The sequence below is a fragment of the Psychrobacillus sp. PGGUH221 genome, from assembly GCF_042055255.1.
GTDB lineage: Bacteria > Bacillota > Bacilli > Bacillales_A > Planococcaceae > Psychrobacillus.
On the sequence record NZ_JAQMHQ010000010.1, the window covers coordinates 166,685 to 185,035 of the forward strand.

An 18,351-nucleotide genomic window follows, 5' to 3' on the forward strand; every position below is an offset into this window, starting at 1 on the left:
TAGGTGAATGACATAAAACAAAAAATCTTACAAGTGGATAACTTACAAGTTTCTTTCCGTACTTTTGGAGGGGAAGTAGAGGCCATAAGAGGTGTAAGTTTCGATTTATATAAAGGGGAGACACTTGCAATTGTAGGTGAATCTGGGTGTGGTAAAAGTGTTACTTCCAATGCAATTATGGGATTAATTCCACAACCGGCTGGAATCATTAAAAATGGGAGTATTGTTTTCAAAGGGAAAGATTTGACTAAATTGTCTAAAGCGCAGCTTAGAAAAATACAGGGTGTTGACATCTCGATGATATTCCAAGATCCTATGACAGCGTTAAATCCTACAATTTCCATTGGAGAGCAACTGACGGAAGGACTACGGACGCACCAAAAAATAGGGAAGCAAGAAGCAAAAAAGAAAGCAATTGAGATGTTAAATCTTGTAGGGATTCCAAATCCTGAAGAACGATTAAAGCAATTTCCCCACCAGTTTTCAGGTGGTATGCGTCAGCGAATAGTGATTGCAATTGCACTTATTTGCGATCCAGAATTATTGATCGCGGATGAGCCGACAACAGCATTAGATGTGACGATTCAAGCGCAGATTTTAGAGCTATTTGAAGAGATTCAAAGAAAAACCGACATATCAATTATATTAATCACACATGATTTAGGGGTTGTGGCAAAGATTGCAGACCGAATTGCGGTTATGTATGCAGGGAAGATTGTGGAGATCGGTGATAAGAGAGAAATCTTCTATACCCCAGAGCATCCATATACTAAAGGATTATTAAATTCGGTACCGCGACTAGATTTGGAGGAAGAAGAATTACAACCAATAGAAGGTACTCCACCTGATTTATTTTCTCCACCAAAGGGGTGTCCTTTCACTGCCCGTTGTGATTATGCAATGGAAGTTTGTGAGCATGCGTATCCATTTACGGCCAGATTATCCGAAGCCCATGCGGTGGATTGCTGGCTTCAAGATGAGCGGGCGAAAGTATTATTAGAACAAAGATAGGGTTGGATGAGAGCGCGAAAGTGCATTCACATATACAATAAGGGGGAACTAGAATGAAAAAGTGGTTATCGTTATTTGCATTAGCATTTTTGGCATTGGTGCTATCAGCTTGTACAGCGAATAAAAATGCAGGAGAAGAAAAACCTGCAGAGACAACAACAGAGGAAGAAAACGAAGAAGTAGAAGTAGCAACAGAAAAAGTACTCTATTTAAATAATGGAAACGAACCAACCTCGTTTGACCCATCCGTAGGGTTTGATGCAGTATCTTGGAATGCATTAAATAATGTGATGGAAGGACTAGTAAGACTTTCAAAGGATCATATTGCAGAGCCAGCTACGGCTGAGAAAGTAGATGTATCAGAAGATGGTTTGACATATACATTTACAATTCGTGAAGATGCTAAATGGTCTAATGGAGACCCTGTATTAGCAAGTGACTTCGTATACGGCTGGTTGCATATGTTAAATCCAGAAACTGCCTCTCCAGCAGCTTTTCTTGCATATTTCATTGAAGGAGCAGAGGCTTACAATAATGGGGAAGGTACTGCTGATGCTGTTGCAATAAAAGCGTTAGAAGAAAAAGTGTTCGAAGTAAAATTAAATGCACCTACAGAGGCATTTTTGAATATTATTACAAATCCAAGCTTTTTCCCGGTAAATGAAAAAGTGGCGACGGAAAACCCAACGTGGTTTACAGAAGCAGACACATTTGTTGGAAACGGGCCATTTAAATTGGCATCATGGGAACATGATGTAAGCTTCTCGTTTGCAAAAAATGAAAACTATTGGGATGCAGGTTCTGTTAAGCTAGACAAAGTGGAATGGGCGATGGTAGATGACTCTAATACGGAATATCAAATGTACGAAACTGGAGAACTAGATGTCTCTGGTGTTCCATCTGAACTTGCAGATCAACTAATGAGTGATCCAGAGCTTAAAAATGAGGATCAAGCAGGTTTATACTTCTATCGTTTTAACGTATCACAAGAGCCTTTTACAAACAAAAAAATTCGCCAAGCATTTGGCTTAGCGGTTAACCAACAAGAAATCGTGGAATTTGTAACGAAAAATGGTGAAAAGCCAGCAGAAGGATTTGTACCATATGGTTTCATTGGTCCAGATGGAAAAGAGTTCAGAGAAACTGCAGGTAAATTGACTGGTTTTGATGCAGAAAAAGCAAAAACATTATTAGCTGAAGGTATGGCTGAAGAAGGATATACAGCATTACCTGAAGTGGTCTTAACATACTCTACAAGTGACGTTCATAAAAAAATTGCTGAAGCTCTTCAAAGTAAGTTCAAAGAAGTATTAGGGGTAGATGTGAAGCTGCAAAACGTAGAAGCTAGTGTATTCGCTGCGGAGCAAAAAGAATTTAAATACCAATTATCACGTTCATCTTTCTTATTTGACTATGCTGATCCAGTAAACGCATTAGAAAGCTTCATAACTGGTTCTTCTATGAATCGTACAACATGGTCAAATCCTGAATATGATAAATTAATTACAGATATTAAAAATGAAACGGATGAAGCTAAACGTTGGGAAATGTTAATCCAAGCAGATGCAATGTTAATGGAAGAAATGCCAGTTTTCCCAGTACATTATTACAACCAAGTAACACTTGAAAAGTCCAATGTATCTGGTATCGTTAGACATCCGGTAGGTTATATGGATTTAAAATGGGCAGATAAAGAATAAAAAGTATAAGCGCCTAAATTTTGTAATGAAGGATGCGGTGCTCAAAGTAGTGCCGCATCTTCTATATTAAGGAGATTACCTATATGAAAATTCGACCGAAAAGATTGCAAAAAGGAGATATAATTGGCATTATTGCTCCTTCCAGTCCTCCTAATCTAAAACAGCTAAACAATTCACTAGCATTTCTAGATGAATTAGGCTTGTCTTATCAAATGGGGAAAAGTGTAGAAAACGTGTATGGTTATCTTGCTGGTAATGATGAAGATAGATTAGAAGATTTACATGAAATGTTTGCTAACCCGGACATCGCCGGAATCATTTGTGCTGGTGGTGGTTATGGTTCTGCTCGGTACACAGATAAAATAGATTTTCAATTAATGAATGAACACCCTAAAATTTTCTGGGGCTATTCAGATATTACTTTTTTACATACAGGGATGAATTTATATTCCAATATCGTCACTTTCCATGGACCAATGCTAGCTTCTGATGTAGGGAAATCTACTTTTTCTGATTTATCCAGAAAAATGTTTCAACAGCTATTTGAGCCAATGGAGCTTCACTATACAGAAGCCATTTCTCCTTTAACTAGTGTTTCGGGGGGAGTAGCCCGAGGAGAGTTAACAGGTGGTAATTTATCGCTACTTGCAAGTGGAATAGGGACCAAATACGAAGTAGACACAAGAGATAAGATATTGTTAATAGAAGACATTGGGGAAGAACCATACCGAGTAGACGGTATGCTCAATCAGCTTCGACAAGCAGGCAAGTTGGATGAGGCAGCTGGTTTTGTCATTGGAGACTTTAATGATGCAGAGCCTAAAAAACGCAAAGTTTCCTTGTCTTTAGATGAAGTGCTGGATCACTATTTAGGTGGATTAGGAAAGCCCGCAGTGAAAGGCTTCAACATTGGGCATTGTGAGCCACATTTTGCGGTTCCGTTTGGTGCCGAGGCTCAGCTGGATGCAGAAAACTTATCACTTATTATCCTTCCAGGTGTGGAATAAGGAGGACTTCTGGTTGATTATACAATCTATTGAAACATGTGATGTAGCAGTTCCGCTAACAAAACCTTTTAAAACAGCGCTACGTACTGTTACTACGGCTTATTCCATTTATGTTAAGGTCACTACGAGTGAAGGGCAAATCGGTTATGGCGAAGCGCCTCCTACACATGTCATCACGGGAGAATCGATGGACAGTATTCGGTATGCTATCAATGAAATATTAGCGCCTCAGCTAATAGGGATGAATCTATTAGAAAGTGAATTGATTTTTCATAAATTGAACACCTCTCTTGTAAGGAATACGAGCGCGAAAGCTGCAGTTGATATGGCTATACACGATTTACTTTCACGTCAATTCGGACTTCCTTTGTATCAATTTCTAGGAGGGTATCGAAGTACGCTCGAAACGGATTTTACAGTTAGTGTAAATCAACCAACAGAAATGGCAGATGATGCCGAACGATATGTAAAAGAAGGGTTTAACATACTGAAAGTTAAGGTTGGTATTGGAGAAATAAAGGATGATATTGACCGTATACATGCAATTCGAGAAAGAGTAGGAGATGGACCGAGGCTAAGACTTGATGCAAACCAAGGATGGAATGCAAAAGAAGCCGTGCGTGCAATCCGAAACATGGAGGATGCTGGTCTTGCTATCGAATTTGTAGAGCAGCCTGTTCCCGCTCATGATATAGAGGCATTAAAATATGTAACCGACCGAACGGATACACCAATCATGGCTGACGAAAGTGTATTTTCAGTACATGATGCCAAAAGGGTTTTAGAAATGCGTGCTGCAGATTTGATTAATATTAAGCTGATGAAATCAGGCGGCATATATAACGCCAAAAAAATAAATACACTTGCAGAAGCAAATGGTGTTGCATGCATGGTAGGCAGTATGATTGAAACAAAAATAGGTATTACAGCTGCTGCTCATTTTGCTGCAAGTCATCCAAACATTCAATACTTTGACTTTGATGCACCACTAATGCTAGCAAAGGATCTTGTTCTTGGAGGGGTCATTTACGAAGCGAGTAAAATCAAGTTTTCCAATGAAAATGGACTGGGAATATCACGAGTCAAAACAGAATAGGGGGCTTATGAATGACAACAGAAGCAAATGGATGGGTTTGTTCTGTGAAGGTAGCTACTGTTTGGACAGAACCGGCTTCTGTCAGAGATTTAGATGCACCAGCAATTGCAAATCCTGTTTTATTAGTTGAATGGCTTGAAGCATTACCTTATAAAGAAAGACTTGCACTTTGTAATGAAAACAGAGTACAAACGCAACTTTTATATGGTGAGCCTGTACTTATAGAAAAAGTCGAAGGAGATTGGGCTAAAATTATAGCTATATGGCAGTCTTCTAAAAAGGATTCTCGTGGATATCCTGGTTGGATACCTTTATCACAACTAGCAAAACAAGAGCGAGTTGATGTAAAAGGTGTTGCTCGTGTGTGCTCCATGAAAGCTCCGTTACTGGACATGAATGAGCAACCGCTGCTTGTACTACCATTTAATGCGATAATTCCAGTTATTTCAGAGGATGCAACCTATTTTCAAGTTCAAACCCCTCATGGTAAAGCATTGATTCAAAAAAAGCATGCAGAATTTGCTGAAACGATGGAGCAATTTCCTCGACAATCCGCAGAAGATGCGGTGGATTTAGGCGAGCTTTACTTAGACGTTCCTTACTTATGGGGAGGTATGTCTCCTTATGGTTATGACTGTTCAGGATTCTCATACAATATGTTGAAGGCTTGTGGTTATTTAATTCCGAGAGATGCGAGTGACCAAGCAGTTAGTGGGGAAGAAGTTCCTCTTCATGATAACTCTTCATGGAAAAAGGGTGATTTAATCTTTTTCGCAAATGATGAAGGGAAAGGATCTGTGCGTCATGTTGGATTTTATTATGGAAATGGACAATTACTTCATTCTCCATCCACCGGACAAACAGTTGAAATTTTAGTGTTAAAAGGTTCTAAGCTTGAGAAGGAAATTTGTGCAGTAAGAAGATTTGCCGTATAGGGGGGATTTAGATGGCAGAAAAAGTTCTTTTGTCCGTACAGGATTTAAAGCGTCATTTTGAGATAGGGCACGGCCAAACTTTAAAAGCTGTAGATGGAATTAGTTTTGATATTGTGAAGGGTGAAACTTTTGGTCTTGTTGGGGAGTCTGGTTGTGGAAAATCTACTGCAGGACGAACAATTTTAGGGTTATATAACAAAACGGAAGGAAACGTTTTGTTTGAAGAAAAGAATGTGCATACGATGATTGACAGGGAACGTAAAGACTTTTTGAAAAAAATGCAGATGATTTTCCAAGATCCATATGCATCGTTGAATCCACGGTCAACGGTATTAGAAATTATTGCAGAACCTATGGAAATACATAATTTGTATAAAACAAGAGAAGAGTTAAAAAATAGAGTGTATGAGCTATTGGAAGACGTAGGTCTGAATAGAGATCATGCAAACCGCTATCCACATGAATTTTCTGGTGGTCAAAGACAGCGAATTGGAATAGCTCGTGCTCTGGCGCTAGATCCTGAATTCATTATTGCAGATGAGCCGATTTCTGCGCTTGATGTTTCCGTACAAGCCCAAGTAGTGAAGCTGCTTCAACGGTTGCAAAAAGAAAAGGGACTAACGTATTTATTTATAGCTCACGACTTATCAATGGTAAAATACATTTCTGATCGTATTGGGGTTATGTATTTAGGTCATATGGTTGAACTAACAACAAGTAATCAGTTATACGATAATCCACTACATCCATATACTCAGGCATTATTATCTGCAATCCCAATTCCAGATCCAGATATTGAAGAATCAAGACAACGAATTCTATTAAAAGGGGAGCTTCCTAGTCCTATAAATCCACCATCTGGATGTGTATTCCGAACTCGTTGTGCCCATGCTATGTCTATTTGTGCAGAAGAAAAGCCAGCCTGGAAGGAACAAGAACCAGGCCATTTCGTGGCATGTCATTTATATAATTAAAGACTTTGTTAACTTTCATAGTTGTTTTTTAAAAGAAATCTGTTCATCTAGTGTAAAGCCAACCACACGGACGTGCGCTTGCCGCACGCTACGCATGAGCCACCGCAGGATGAGTCGTTCGTTTCACTCACTCCCGCATCCGTATGCGGAGTCTCATTCTTCGCGCTCATGCGGCGTGTAAGGCGCACATCCTGGTGACACTTGCGAATATAGTTTGGTATCCATTTCATCACAGCATGGAGTATAGAATCACATTTTTGAAACTTTGTACTTTTAACTATTAGATACATGCGGCCGGCACGGAATACATATAGGTATGGCATGATCTGTGCTTTAAGATAACAACAGTACATTTAACAAAGCATAATTAAAAAAAGCGTCTGCAAATGCAGATGCTTCTTTTTTTATTCCTTAAAACAAGTCCATCCGCCGAATAACGTTGTTGAAAAAAACTTTGTTATACGTACAAAGCCAGCCTCTTGCAGTAATCCTACAATTGTTTCTTCAGGCAAGTAAGAAAGAGAAAGAATGTCCTGTTCCATTGCTTCGACTTCTTCAAAGGATAATTTGGTTGTATCAAGCCAGTAACTTTTCCATAGCTTCAAACGTTCCTTGAACTCTTCACTAGTAGGCTCTCCATATTTACTGATTAAAACGAACGGAGCTCCATTTTTTAATCTAGCGTATGTCTCATGGAGTGTTTTTAATTTTTCTTCATATGCATGAATGAAATGTAAGACTAAAATACATGTTGCAGCATCAAAATTAGTTATGCCTTCCACGTCTTCCACAGTACCTTGTAATAATTTTACTCGATCGTTTACTCCAGCTTCTTTGCATTTTTCTCTTGCGACTGACAGCATCGTCTCAGATGGGTCCACCCCTATAAACGTCCACCTTGGATTATTCGAGCTGAAGCTAGTCACTTCATTGCCACCACCTGCTCCTACCACTAATATGTTTGCATCTTCCGCGGTATTTGCTCTTAAAAATGTTTGAATCAATCGAAGCATCGGATCATAGGTAGGTAGTGCCCTTCTAATTCCACTATCATATTGCTTGGAAAGTGTCTCATCAAATTCCATTTTCATCCCTCCTAATTCGAACTTTACCATAATTTAAAAAAGATGCCATAACTGTTTGACAATTTATTTACTACTAGTGTATTATGTAACTAGTACACTAAGACTGAGGGGGAAAATAATGAGTCAATGGAAAGGATTGCTTTGGAAAGAGTGGAACATTTATAAAACATTTGTTTACTTAGCAATCATTGTAAATACACTTGGAATATTAGTAGGACCATTATTAATTCAAAGAGTATTTAATGTAGAACAAAATTTTGGTATACATGTTCTCATAATTTCAGCCATCTTGGGTTTTTTGCATGTTATGGGAATGTTGTTTTTATTTTTTTCAAGTTTAGAGCGAGACATGAAAAGACCAGATATTTGGTTTCATACTGCAGCCTCTTCGTTTAAATTAGTTGGAGCAAAATTATTTTCTATGTCTCTGTTTACTCTATTGTCGCTAGCTTGCAGTGGTGTAGTGACTACAATAGCTAGTTTGTTGTTTTTGGAATTTAACGTAATACCAATTTCTACTGTGATGAAATTGGAAATCGGACTAATCATCGCAGTTTTATTTTCAACGATTACATTCACCATCAGTATTTTTGCTATGTGGGTTGTTGCACGTTTGATACGACCAATCAATGTTGCCTTTTCAAATGTTATAGCTGTCATTTTATACTTTTTTTGTTTTCATAATTACTCTAAATTTGTGGAGTCCAATATCTTCAAAACGTTAACTGGCTACGGAGAAGTAAATCTTCCTGAAATGAGTCTAGGTGAAGTGTCTTCTAATGATTTCTATATGACTTACCAAGTTAGCAATAACATTTTTATGGGTGAAATAGTATTTGAGATCCTCTTTTTTACATGTTTATTTATTGTCTCCGTATATGCTTTTGATAAGAAAGTGAGAGGATAAATGATAATGGACTTTTTACCTGATAAACCAATATATCAACAAATTATGGAAAGAATTTTTGGAGATTTATTGAAGGGAAACGTAAAGCCGGGGGATCGTTTACCTTCTGTTCGGGAATATGCACTAGAATTTGGCGTCAATGCAAACACGATGCAAAGGGTGTATAAAGAATTGGAACTGATGCACCTTACAGAAACTAAGCGAGGGCAGGGGACATTTGTGACAGAAGATATAAAGCGATTAGAAGTACTTAGAGAAGAAATGATGAAGAGTTTAGTAACTAACTTTATACATCAAATGGAGTCTTTTGGGTTTACTGAGCAAGAAGTGATTGTTCAGCTATCGAAAAGGAGCAAGGGTGAAAATGAATGATTCAGTTAAATGAAGTTACAAGAAAATATGGGAAAAAAGAAGCGGTTAAGAATGTTACTGTAACTTTTCCAAAAGGTCGCATAATAGGTTTGGTAGGAGAGAACGGTAGCGGAAAGTCTACATTATTAAAAATGATGTCAGGGGTTGCGGTGCCACAACATGGAAAGATAACACTTGATGGGGTAAATGTTTCACATAAAACTGCAAATTATGTAGCTTATCTGCCTGATGCGGATGAGATTTATCCATATTTTACAGTTAAACAATTATTTCGGTACTATGATTCGCAGTTTACTGATTTTAACTACGATAAAGCATGTATAGTGGCACAATTTTTAGAGGTTGATTTGAATGCATCACTGAAAAAACTTTCAAAAGGGAACAGAGGTCGTGCGAAAATCGCTGCAACTCTTGGGAGAGAAGTGGACTACTATCTGTTAGATGAACCTTTATCTGGCTTAGATCCTATGGTGAGACAATCGATCATTAAAGGATTCATACAGTTTGTAGATACGGAATCACAAACAATCATTTTATCTACGCACGAGTTAAAAGATGTGGAGCCTATTTTAGATGATATCGTCGTATTACGTAATGGGACTATTATTGCTAACGAGTCAGTGGAAGCTATTCGTGAGATACAAAGAATAGATATTACGACGTGGATGACACGTTTATTCAGGGAAGGTGAGATCGATGGAAACAAAGCCAATAGTTAAACTTCAAAATGTAACGAAAGTAATTGGGAAAAAGAAAATTATTGATGATCTTAGTTTAGATTTGTTGCAAGGTCAAATTACCGGATTTTTAGGTCCAAATGGAGCTGGTAAAACAACGACCATTCGAATGATGACAGGACTCATGAAGCCTACATCTGGAGAGGTTTATATCGATGGGCAAGCAATTTCAACAAATTTTGAAGAGTCGATGAGCAAAGTCGGTGTAATAGTTGAAAATCCGGAAATGTATAAGTTTATGAGTGGTTATAAAAATTTAGTACATTTTGCGCGAATGAACAAAAATGTAACAAAAGATCGAATAGACGAAGTAATTGCTCAAGTAGGTCTTCAAAATAGAATTCATGAGAAAGTATCCACTTATTCACTTGGTATGCGTCAGCGTCTAGGTCTTGCCCAGGCACTTTTGCATCGACCAAAATTCTTGATATTAGATGAGCCTACAAATGGGTTAGATCCAGCTGGAATTCGTGAATTTCGGATGTATTTACGAAAAATAGCAGTAGAAGACGGCGTTTCAATTTTTGTATCTAGTCACTTATTAGCTGAAATAGAATTAATGTGTGATAGAATCGCTGTCATTCAAAATGGAAAACTGATTTCAATTAAAGAAGTAAGAGGAGAACAAGAATCGCATTATTATGTGGAAGCTACTCCAAAGGAGCAAGTACTAGCATTCTTTGCTTCTAAAAACCTAAAGGCTGATGCTTATGAAAATGGCTATCTACTTCCAATAGAAACGAGCGAAGTACCTTCTTTAGTTGTAGAAATGGTATCAAACGGTTTGCAAATTTATGACTTGCATCCACATAGAAAAACATTAGAAGATCAATTTTTAGAAATGACAGGAGGTGGGCAAATTGCTGAATCTCATAAAAAATGAGTGGCTAAAGCTTTGGAGTAAAAAAGCTACTTGGGTAATGGTAGTGCTCATAGCGGTATTAATGATAGGGTCTGCAGGCATGGCAAAGTGGATGGATAGTCAGATGGGGTCTACGGATAATTGGAAGCAAGTTTCACAAACTCAGATTAAGTCTTTGGAAGAGCAAATGGCTGTGCCAAATTTGCCTAGTGATGAAAAAGAAAGAATAGGAGACCAATTGGCAATTGAGAAACATCGATTGGAGCATGATGTTGCACCAATTAGTGCAAATAGTGTAACCGGATTTATTAATTCAGTACCTGATTATCTTTCGTTCATTACTTTATTTACGGTAATTGTTGCTGCTGGAATAGTAGCATCGGAGTTTTCTCAAGGGACGATCAAAATGCTATTAACGAGACCGGTGAAAAGGTGGAAAATACTCACTTCCAAACTTTTGACTGTTGGGATATTTGCAATTGTTTTGTCTGGTGTTATGCTGATTTTTGGAGTAATTGGAGCGTATATTTTCTTTGATTCTGCTCCTGGAACAAGTTTAGAAGTACTAAATGGTCAAATAGTGGAGGTTTCTTTCTGGGGTAGACTTTTCTCGCTAATTGGACTGTCGCTTATAAATGTGTTTGTAATTGGAGCGCTTGCATTTATGATCGGTTCCGTATTCCGTTCAAGTTCTCTTGCAATTGGGATATCGATTTTCCTTATGTTCATGGGTGTAAATATAACTTATATGTTGTCGATGAGATTTGAGTTTCCAAAATATATATTGTTTGCAAATACTGATTTAACCCAATATATAGGTAATGCTCAACCGATGATAGAAGGATTAACTATGTCATTTTCAATCACCGTAATTTTGATATATGTGCTAGTTTTTCTATTTGTCAGTTACTGGTCATTCACGAAACGCGATGTAACTGCATAAAATGTTATTGACATATTAGTAATTCTTATTGTATTCTGAAAATAACTTAAGGAAAGGAGTGAGGCATTATGGCAAGTGTATATACAAATCAACGAATCGGTAAGCTCATGATGTCCCACTCTATGTGTTTCTAATTGTAAAACGAATATGCTTTTCATTTGCATTCAACACTGCAAATGTTTTTCGTAAACTTTTTGATGCGCTTCTTTACTAATGACCGGGAAACCATGATTGCTGATTCGTGCAGTCATGGTTTTTTTATTGTCTAGCTCTAGTCGCCGATTGACGAGCGACTTGCGCTATTAAAATTAGGAGGAAGCAAATTTGAATTTAATCGAAAACTATGGTTGGACTAATAAATGGGAAGAAAAAATGACGGCTCAAGGAATTGCGGGCCGTGTGTTACTAGAACACAAAAATTTATATCGTGTAGTTACAAATGAAGGGGAATGGCTATGTTCTCTATCTGGAAAATTTAAATTTGATCATGATCGAGAGGCATTTCCAGCAGTTGGTGATTGGGTCGTACTTGAGCAAATGCCTGGCGAAGAAAAAGGAATCATTCAAGAAGTGCTTCCACGTATTTCGCAGTTTTCCAGAAAAATGGCGGGCATGACAACGGATATTCAATTAATCGCGGTTAATGTGGATTATGTATTTCTTGTAATGTCGCTCAATCACGATTTCAATGTCCGGAGATTAGAGCGTTATCTATTGGCAGCGTGGGATTCAGGTGCTACACCGGTTGTAGTACTTACAAAGAAGGATACTTGTGATGATCTGGCCTATTATATAAATGAAGTGGAATCTGTAGCTTTTGGAGTAGATATTTTTGCCGTGAGTAGCGTCAATGGTGAAGGAATAGACGAACTTTCCTTACTGCTTTCAGCTGGTAAAACAGGAGCACTATTAGGATCCTCTGGTGTGGGTAAATCTTCTTTAATAAATGCTTTATCTGGAGAAGAAGTAATGGCAGTTAGCGACATTAGGGAAGATGATAGTAAAGGTCGCCATACAACGACACACCGTGAATTGTCATTGCTTCCAAGTGGTGGCCTTCTAATAGACACACCTGGGATGAGAGAATTCCAGCTATGGGAAAGTAGTGAAGGTGTAAGTGCAAGTTTTAAAGATATTGAAGAATTAGCAGATGAATGCCGCTTTCGTGATTGTAAACATCAAAAAGAGCCAGGATGTGCAATACGAGAAGCAATTTCGACAGGCTCCCTAAAAGAAGAGCGATATAAAAGCTATGTAAAGCTATTAAGAGAGCTTGCACATATCGAAAGAAAAAATGATATCGTAGCTCGAAAAGTAGAACGAGATAAATGGAAGCAAGTAACGAAAATACAAAGAAGTAATCATAAGAAAATATGATTGCTTTTAAAGGAGTTTTAATGTGATACAGATCCTTTTTCACCAAGAGGAAAAAGTTGCTGAGGAGATTTTAGAAATTCAACTACTTGCTTATAAAATTGAGGCAGAGCTGATAGAATTTGATGGAATTCCTCAGCTTCAGGATTCTATTCATGACATAATTATGTCAAAGGAAATTTTTATCGGATATTATGAAGAGATGCAGTTGATCGGCTTTATATCATTTATGAACACTGACGAACTTATAGATATTTGCAGACTCGTTGTACATCCGAACTTTTTTCGTAAAGGAATTGCATCCGCATTATTAAAGCATGTGTTAGAAATCAAAAAAGAAAATCAGCGAGTTGAAGTTTCAACTGGAGCAAAAAATACCCCTGCTATTCAGCTATACGAACGTTTCGGATTCAATATAATAAATGATATTGAAATAGAACCGAACTTCTTTATTACACAGTTAATTTACAAGTGAAATATTTATGGAATATAAGTCGTGGCTTTGATACAACCTAACTACTAACCAATCCGGTTAGTAGTTTTTTTGTTGTTTTTGATACGAATCGTATCAATTGCACATCTAAAAATTTCTCGTTATAATATAGTCAAAGTTAGTCAAAGTCAGTTTGCGAGAAGAGGTGAGAAGATGAAAAATATATCTGACATTATTGAAGGTTATTTGAAGTCAATTATAGAAGAAGAGAGTAAGGGGCAAATTGAAATAAAAAGAAGCGAAATTGCTGAAAAGTTTCAATGTGTTCCATCACAAATAAACTATGTGATTAATACTCGATTTACCCAAGATCGCGGTTATTTAGTAGAAAGTAAGCGTGGTGGTGGGGGATATATTCGAATTCTCCGCGTACGTGCGCATAACAAGGCTGATTTGATTGAGCATATAATAAAAAGCTTACAAAATGGTGCTTCTGAGTCGATGACGGAAGATATTGTATTTCGATTAATCGATGAAGAAGTCATTACAAAACGAGAAGCAAAGCTTATTTTAGCGGCGATGGATCGTACGACTCTTTCGATTCCGCTTCCTGCAAGAGATGAATTGAGATCTCGTATTTTAAGAGCCATGCTATTAACGATAAAATATGAAAAAAAGTGAATTAAACGGGGTGTTGAAAAGTGATTTGTGAAAATTGTAAACAAAGACCAGCGAAAGTAACGGTTACACAAGTGCATAACGGTGAACACTTTGAGAGACATTATTGTGAGGTCTGCGCTAATAGTCTCCACCCGTTTTACGTAGAGTATAAACAGGATCCACTCTCCCTACATCAGCTGCTGTCCAACTGGTTCAGTCATGCAGATCAGCAGCCGGTACACCAGAAACAAAGTAAACCACAATTAGTTTGTGATGAATGCGGTTGGTCCATCCAACGTTTTCTAGATGAAGGGAAGTTTGGTTGTGCTTCTTGCTACGATAGCTTTAGAAAACAACTGCCCAATGTATTTAAACGATTGCATAACGGTAATACTACGCATGTTGGTAAGGCGCCAGGAGCTCTTGGAGAGATACTAGAGATAAAGAAGAAAATTGAAGCTATTCGTTTGCAAATGAAAGATGCTATTGAAACAGAACGTTTCGAGGAAGCTGCTAAGTTAAGAGACGAGGTAAGAGAACTCGAAAGTAAGCTTGCCACGGGAGGTGACGAAACACATGTCGATTGAACGCTTTTTAGACAATTCTCCATCAAGCTGGATGGCGGGGAATGGAGAGCATTCAGATATAGTCATGAGTACTAGAATACGCTTAGCTAGAAACTTAAATGGCTTTCGCTTTCCGCTTGCATTTACCGAAGACGAAGCGCATAAAATTGACCAATCCGTTTCGGCTACTTTATTAGATGCAAATGAAGAGTTGCATGCAAATTTTACTTCTATACAAATAAAAGATTTATCTGAGTTAAGCCGTCAAGTTTTAGTAGAAAAGCATTTAATTAGTCCGAAACTAGCCAATTCACCAAAAACAGGGTCTGTATTACTATCAGATGATGAGTCTGTCAGTGTAATGGTCAATGAAGAAGATCATATCCGAATTCAGTGCTTGTTTCCAGGACTACAAATACAAGAAGCATACGATCAAGCTGATAAGATTGATCGATTATTAGAAAAAGAGTTACCATATGCGTTTGATGAACAATTTGGCTATTTAACAAGTTGTCCAACAAATACGGGAACAGGCTTACGAGCATCTGTTATGATGCATTTGCCCGCTTTGACAATGACAAAACAAATGAACCGAATCATTACAATTATTTCAAGACTAGGAATGGTTGTAAGAGGTATATACGGTGAGGGTAGCGAAGCGCTCGGCAATGTTTATCAAGTGTCCAATCAGACGACCCTAGGTAAAACAGAAGAGGATATACTTGCCGATCTTCAAAGTATTACCGAACAAATTATTCAAAAAGAAAGAGAAGCAAGAAATTCACTATTAAATCATTCTGCAAATACACTAGAAGATCGGCTATACCGTTCACTAGGAACGCTTTCTTTTGCTCGAATTATTTCGACAGAAGAAGCGGCAAAATGCTTATCAGATGTACGTTTAGGAATAGATATGGGACTTATTCAAGACGTAGATGTAACTATTTTGAATGAATGTATGGTGTTTATGCAACCTGGTTTTCTTCAAAAGTATGCTGAAACAACATTAAATGCTTCGGAACGAGATATGTTTCGAGCGAAGTTATTAAGGGAACGGTTGCAAATGGGAGAAAAACTGAATACAAAAGGAGAGGAACTTGCATGATGTTTAATCGATTTACACAAAGATCTCAAAAAGTACTACAACTAGCACAAGAAGAAGCTATTCGTTTAAAGCATGAATCTATTGGTACAGAACATATATTACTTGGTCTTATCCGAGAAGGAAGCGGAATTGCAGCAAAAGCGCTTGAAGCAATCGAAGTAGATCCGAAGGTTATTGAAGCTGGAATTGAAGAGTTAGTAGGGAAAGGGACAGAAGAAGTTGGCCCAATCGTTCATTACACTCCTCGTGCGAAAAAAGTGATTGAACTTTCTGTGGATGAGTCTCGCAAATTAGGTCATTCCTATATTGGAACGGAGCATCTATTACTTGCACTAATTCGTGAAGGTGAAGGCGTTGCTGCGAGAGTATTAAATAATGCAGGAGTAAGCTTGAACAAAGCTCGTCAACAAGTACTCCAATTATTAGGAAGCTCAGACCAATCACATGGCAACGGTAGCAATAGTGCGGCGCCTGCGAGTACTCCAACATTGGACGGATTAGCGCGCGATTTAACACAAATAGCAAGAGAAGGTACACTTGATCCTGTTATTGGACGTAGTAAAGAAATAACCCGCGTGATTGAGATATTGGCACGTCGTACAAAAAACAATCCTGTGCTGATTGGTGAGCCGGGGGTAGGTAAAACAGCGATTGCTGAAGGTCTTGCACAGCAAATAGTACAAAATGAAGTGCCAGAAATTTTACGTGATAAACGTGTCATGACACTTGATATGGGTACAGTCGTTGCTGGTACAAAATATCGTGGTGAATTTGAAGATCGCTTGAAAAAAGTGATGGATGAAATTCGCCAAGCCGGAAATGTAATTCTATTCATAGATGAGCTTCACACTTTAATTGGAGCGGGCGGAGCAGAAGGTGCAATTGATGCATCAAATATTCTTAAACCGGCATTAGCACGTGGAGAAATTCAATGTATTGGTGCGACTACTTTAGATGAATACCGTAAATACATTGAAAAAGATGCTGCTCTTGAGCGTCGTTTCCAACCAATTCAAGTGGATGAACCATCTGTTGATGAAGCAATTCAAATTATTTATGGTTTGCGTGATCGTTATGAAGCGCATCACCGTGTGAAAATTACAGATGAAGCTGTTGAGGCTGCTGTGAAAATGTCTGATCGTTATATTTCTGATCGTTTCTTACCAGACAAAGCAATCGATTTAATCGATGAAGCTGGCTCAAAAGTAAGACTTCGCTCTTATACAACACCACCTAATTTAAAAGAATTAGAAGCGAAACTAGAAGCGGTTCGTTCGGAGAAAAATGCTGCAGTTCAAAGTCAAGAATTTGAAAAAGCTGCTTCTTTCCGTGATAAAGAGCAAAAACTAAAAGATGAATTAGAAAAAATGAAAGACACTTGGAAAGAAAAACAAGGCAAAGAAGAATCTGAGGTAACAGTAGAAGATATCGCAGCAGTTGTTTCTATGTGGACTGGAGTTCCAGTATCAAAACTGGCACAAACTGAATCTGAAAAGTTATTAAAACTAGAAGAAAAGCTTCATGAAAGAGTAATTGGACAATCAGAAGCGGTAGATGCAATTTCTCGTGCAATTCGTCGGGCACGCGCAGGTTTAAAAGACCCAAAACGTCCAATTGGTTCATTTATTTTCCTTGGGCCAACTGGTGTTGGGAAAACAGAACTTGCTCGCGCTTTAGCTGAAGTAATGTTTGGTGACGAAGATGCGATGATTCGTGTAGACATGTCTGAGTACATGGAAAAACACTCAACTTCTCGTCTTGTTGGTTCACCTCCAGGATACGTTGGATTTGACGATGGGGGCCAGTTAACAGAAAAAGTTCGTCGTAAACCTTACTCTGTTATTTTATTAGACGAAATTGAAAAAGCGCATCCAGATGTATTTAATATTCTTCTTCAAGTATTAGAAGATGGACGCTTAACAGATTCTAAAGGTCGTACTGTAGATTTCCGTAATACCGTTGTTATTATGACTTCAAACGTTGGTGCAGATGCTCTTAAATTTAATAAGCATGTTGGGTTTAACTTAAATGAAGGTGGAAAAACAGACTATAAAGATATGAAAGGTAAAATGCTAGAAGAATTGAAAAAAGCATTCCGTCCTGAATTCTTAAATCGTCTAGATGAAATGATTGTATTCCACTCTCTAGAAAGAGAACATTTAAAACAAATCGTGACATTGATGACAGAACAGCTTGCGAAACGATTGAAAGAACAAGGTATTGAGCTTGAATTAACGGAAGCAGCTCAAGACAAAATTACAACAGAAGGATATGATCCAACTTATGGAGCTCGCCCATTGCGTAGAGCGTTACAAAAACATGTAGAAGATCGACTTTCTGAAGAATTACTAAAAGGCGAAGTGCTCAATGGTCAACATGTTGTGTTTGACGTAGAGAACGATGAATTTGTCGTTCGCACAAAAGTAAAAGCAGTTACTGAAGGTTAATAAAAATTTTATGGGCATTCCATACTTTACGTAAGGGATGCCTTTTTTTCAATATAGCGGCAGCGCAGTACCCCTTAAGCTAATAAGCAAATGCTTCTGGTGTAGTGACAGGTGCTAATGTTTTTTTTTACATAGGA

General features: G+C 37.9%; 18 protein-coding genes. 17 read left to right on the forward strand and 1 reads right to left on the reverse strand.

What is annotated here, in order from left to right; translation table 11 throughout:
• Positions 1-3: 3 nt before the first annotated feature.
• The 6 genes from PGC35_RS17510 (at position 4) to PGC35_RS17535 (ending at position 6,723) form a co-directional block, all read left to right on the forward strand.
• On the forward strand, positions 4-1,011 hold the full coding sequence (locus PGC35_RS17510) for an ABC transporter ATP-binding protein (protein WP_375220060.1): 1,008 nt from the start codon (positions 4-6) through the stop codon (positions 1,009-1,011).
• A 53-nt stretch (positions 1,012-1,064) separates the two neighbouring features.
• A complete protein-coding gene (locus PGC35_RS17515; protein WP_375220061.1) occupies positions 1,065-2,711 on the forward strand; it encodes a peptide ABC transporter substrate-binding protein in 1,647 nt (548 codons plus the stop codon).
• Positions 2,712-2,794: 83 nt separating this feature from the next.
• Positions 2,795-3,718: a S66 peptidase family protein gene (locus tag PGC35_RS17520; RefSeq protein ID WP_375220062.1), complete on the forward strand. Its 924-nt coding sequence runs from the start codon at positions 2,795-2,797 to the stop codon at positions 3,716-3,718.
• 13 nt (positions 3,719-3,731) lie between these two features.
• Positions 3,732-4,814 (forward strand): mandelate racemase/muconate lactonizing enzyme family protein, encoded by a 1,083-nt coding sequence (locus PGC35_RS17525; protein WP_375220063.1) that lies wholly within the window; start codon positions 3,732-3,734, stop codon positions 4,812-4,814.
• Between the two features lie 11 nt (positions 4,815-4,825).
• Complete coding sequence (locus tag PGC35_RS17530) at positions 4,826-5,749, forward strand: C40 family peptidase (protein ID WP_375220064.1); 924 nt, start codon at positions 4,826-4,828, stop codon at positions 5,747-5,749.
• Between the two features lie 11 nt (positions 5,750-5,760).
• Complete coding sequence (locus tag PGC35_RS17535) at positions 5,761-6,723, forward strand: ABC transporter ATP-binding protein (RefSeq protein WP_056831227.1); 963 nt, start codon at positions 5,761-5,763, stop codon at positions 6,721-6,723.
• Positions 6,724-7,127: 404 nt separating this feature from the next.
• Here the strand turns inward: PGC35_RS17535 and PGC35_RS17540 are convergent, their stop codons facing one another.
• A complete protein-coding gene (locus PGC35_RS17540; protein ID WP_375220065.1) occupies positions 7,128-7,808 on the reverse strand; it encodes a class I SAM-dependent methyltransferase in 681 nt (226 codons plus the stop codon).
• 118 nt (positions 7,809-7,926) lie between these two features.
• On the opposite strand from PGC35_RS17540, the gene PGC35_RS17545 reads away from it, so the two are divergent.
• The 11 genes from PGC35_RS17545 (at position 7,927) to PGC35_RS17595 (ending at position 18,214) form a co-directional block, all read left to right on the forward strand.
• The gene (locus tag PGC35_RS17545; protein WP_375220066.1) at positions 7,927-8,715 is read left to right on the forward strand and encodes a hypothetical protein; all 789 of its coding nucleotides are present in this window, start codon (positions 7,927-7,929) and stop codon (positions 8,713-8,715) included.
• Between the two features lie 6 nt (positions 8,716-8,721).
• Positions 8,722-9,087, forward strand: a complete 366-nt coding sequence (locus PGC35_RS17550; protein ID WP_371256551.1) for a GntR family transcriptional regulator — start codon at positions 8,722-8,724, stop codon at positions 9,085-9,087.
• Positions 9,084-9,806 carry an ABC transporter ATP-binding protein gene (locus PGC35_RS17555; RefSeq protein ID WP_056831219.1) on the forward strand — a complete coding sequence of 241 codons (723 nt, stop codon included), beginning with the start codon at positions 9,084-9,086 and terminating at the stop codon, positions 9,804-9,806. The genes PGC35_RS17550 and PGC35_RS17555 overlap by 4 nt, the downstream gene beginning before the upstream one ends.
• Positions 9,784-10,707 (forward strand): ABC transporter ATP-binding protein, encoded by a 924-nt coding sequence (locus PGC35_RS17560; protein ID WP_375220067.1) that lies wholly within the window; start codon positions 9,784-9,786, stop codon positions 10,705-10,707. Before PGC35_RS17555 ends, PGC35_RS17560 begins: the two co-directional genes overlap by 23 nt.
• On the forward strand, positions 10,676-11,629 hold the full coding sequence (locus PGC35_RS17565) for an ABC transporter permease (protein ID WP_375220068.1): 954 nt from the start codon (positions 10,676-10,678) through the stop codon (positions 11,627-11,629). Before PGC35_RS17560 ends, PGC35_RS17565 begins: the two co-directional genes overlap by 32 nt.
• A 372-nt stretch (positions 11,630-12,001) precedes the next feature.
• Entirely contained in the window at positions 12,002-13,006 is a 1,005-nt protein-coding gene (rsgA, locus tag PGC35_RS17570; RefSeq protein ID WP_375220097.1) for a ribosome small subunit-dependent GTPase A, read from the forward strand.
• Between the two features lie 22 nt (positions 13,007-13,028).
• Positions 13,029-13,478, forward strand: coding sequence for a GNAT family N-acetyltransferase (locus tag PGC35_RS17575; RefSeq protein WP_375220069.1), 450 nt, complete (start codon positions 13,029-13,031; stop codon positions 13,476-13,478).
• A 171-nt stretch (positions 13,479-13,649) separates the two neighbouring features.
• Complete coding sequence (locus PGC35_RS17580; RefSeq protein WP_375220070.1) at positions 13,650-14,117, forward strand: CtsR family transcriptional regulator; 468 nt, start codon at positions 13,650-13,652, stop codon at positions 14,115-14,117.
• Between the two features lie 20 nt (positions 14,118-14,137).
• On the forward strand, positions 14,138-14,683 hold the full coding sequence (locus tag PGC35_RS17585) for a UvrB/UvrC motif-containing protein (protein ID WP_053591285.1): 546 nt from the start codon (positions 14,138-14,140) through the stop codon (positions 14,681-14,683).
• Positions 14,673-15,767 (forward strand): protein-arginine kinase McsB, encoded by a 1,095-nt coding sequence (gene mcsB / locus PGC35_RS17590; RefSeq protein WP_056831208.1) that lies wholly within the window; start codon positions 14,673-14,675, stop codon positions 15,765-15,767. Before PGC35_RS17585 ends, mcsB begins: the two co-directional genes overlap by 11 nt.
• Complete coding sequence (locus PGC35_RS17595; RefSeq protein WP_375220071.1) at positions 15,764-18,214, forward strand: ATP-dependent Clp protease ATP-binding subunit; 2,451 nt, start codon at positions 15,764-15,766, stop codon at positions 18,212-18,214. The genes mcsB and PGC35_RS17595 overlap by 4 nt, the downstream gene beginning before the upstream one ends.
• The last annotated feature ends 137 nt before the right edge of the window (positions 18,215-18,351 follow it).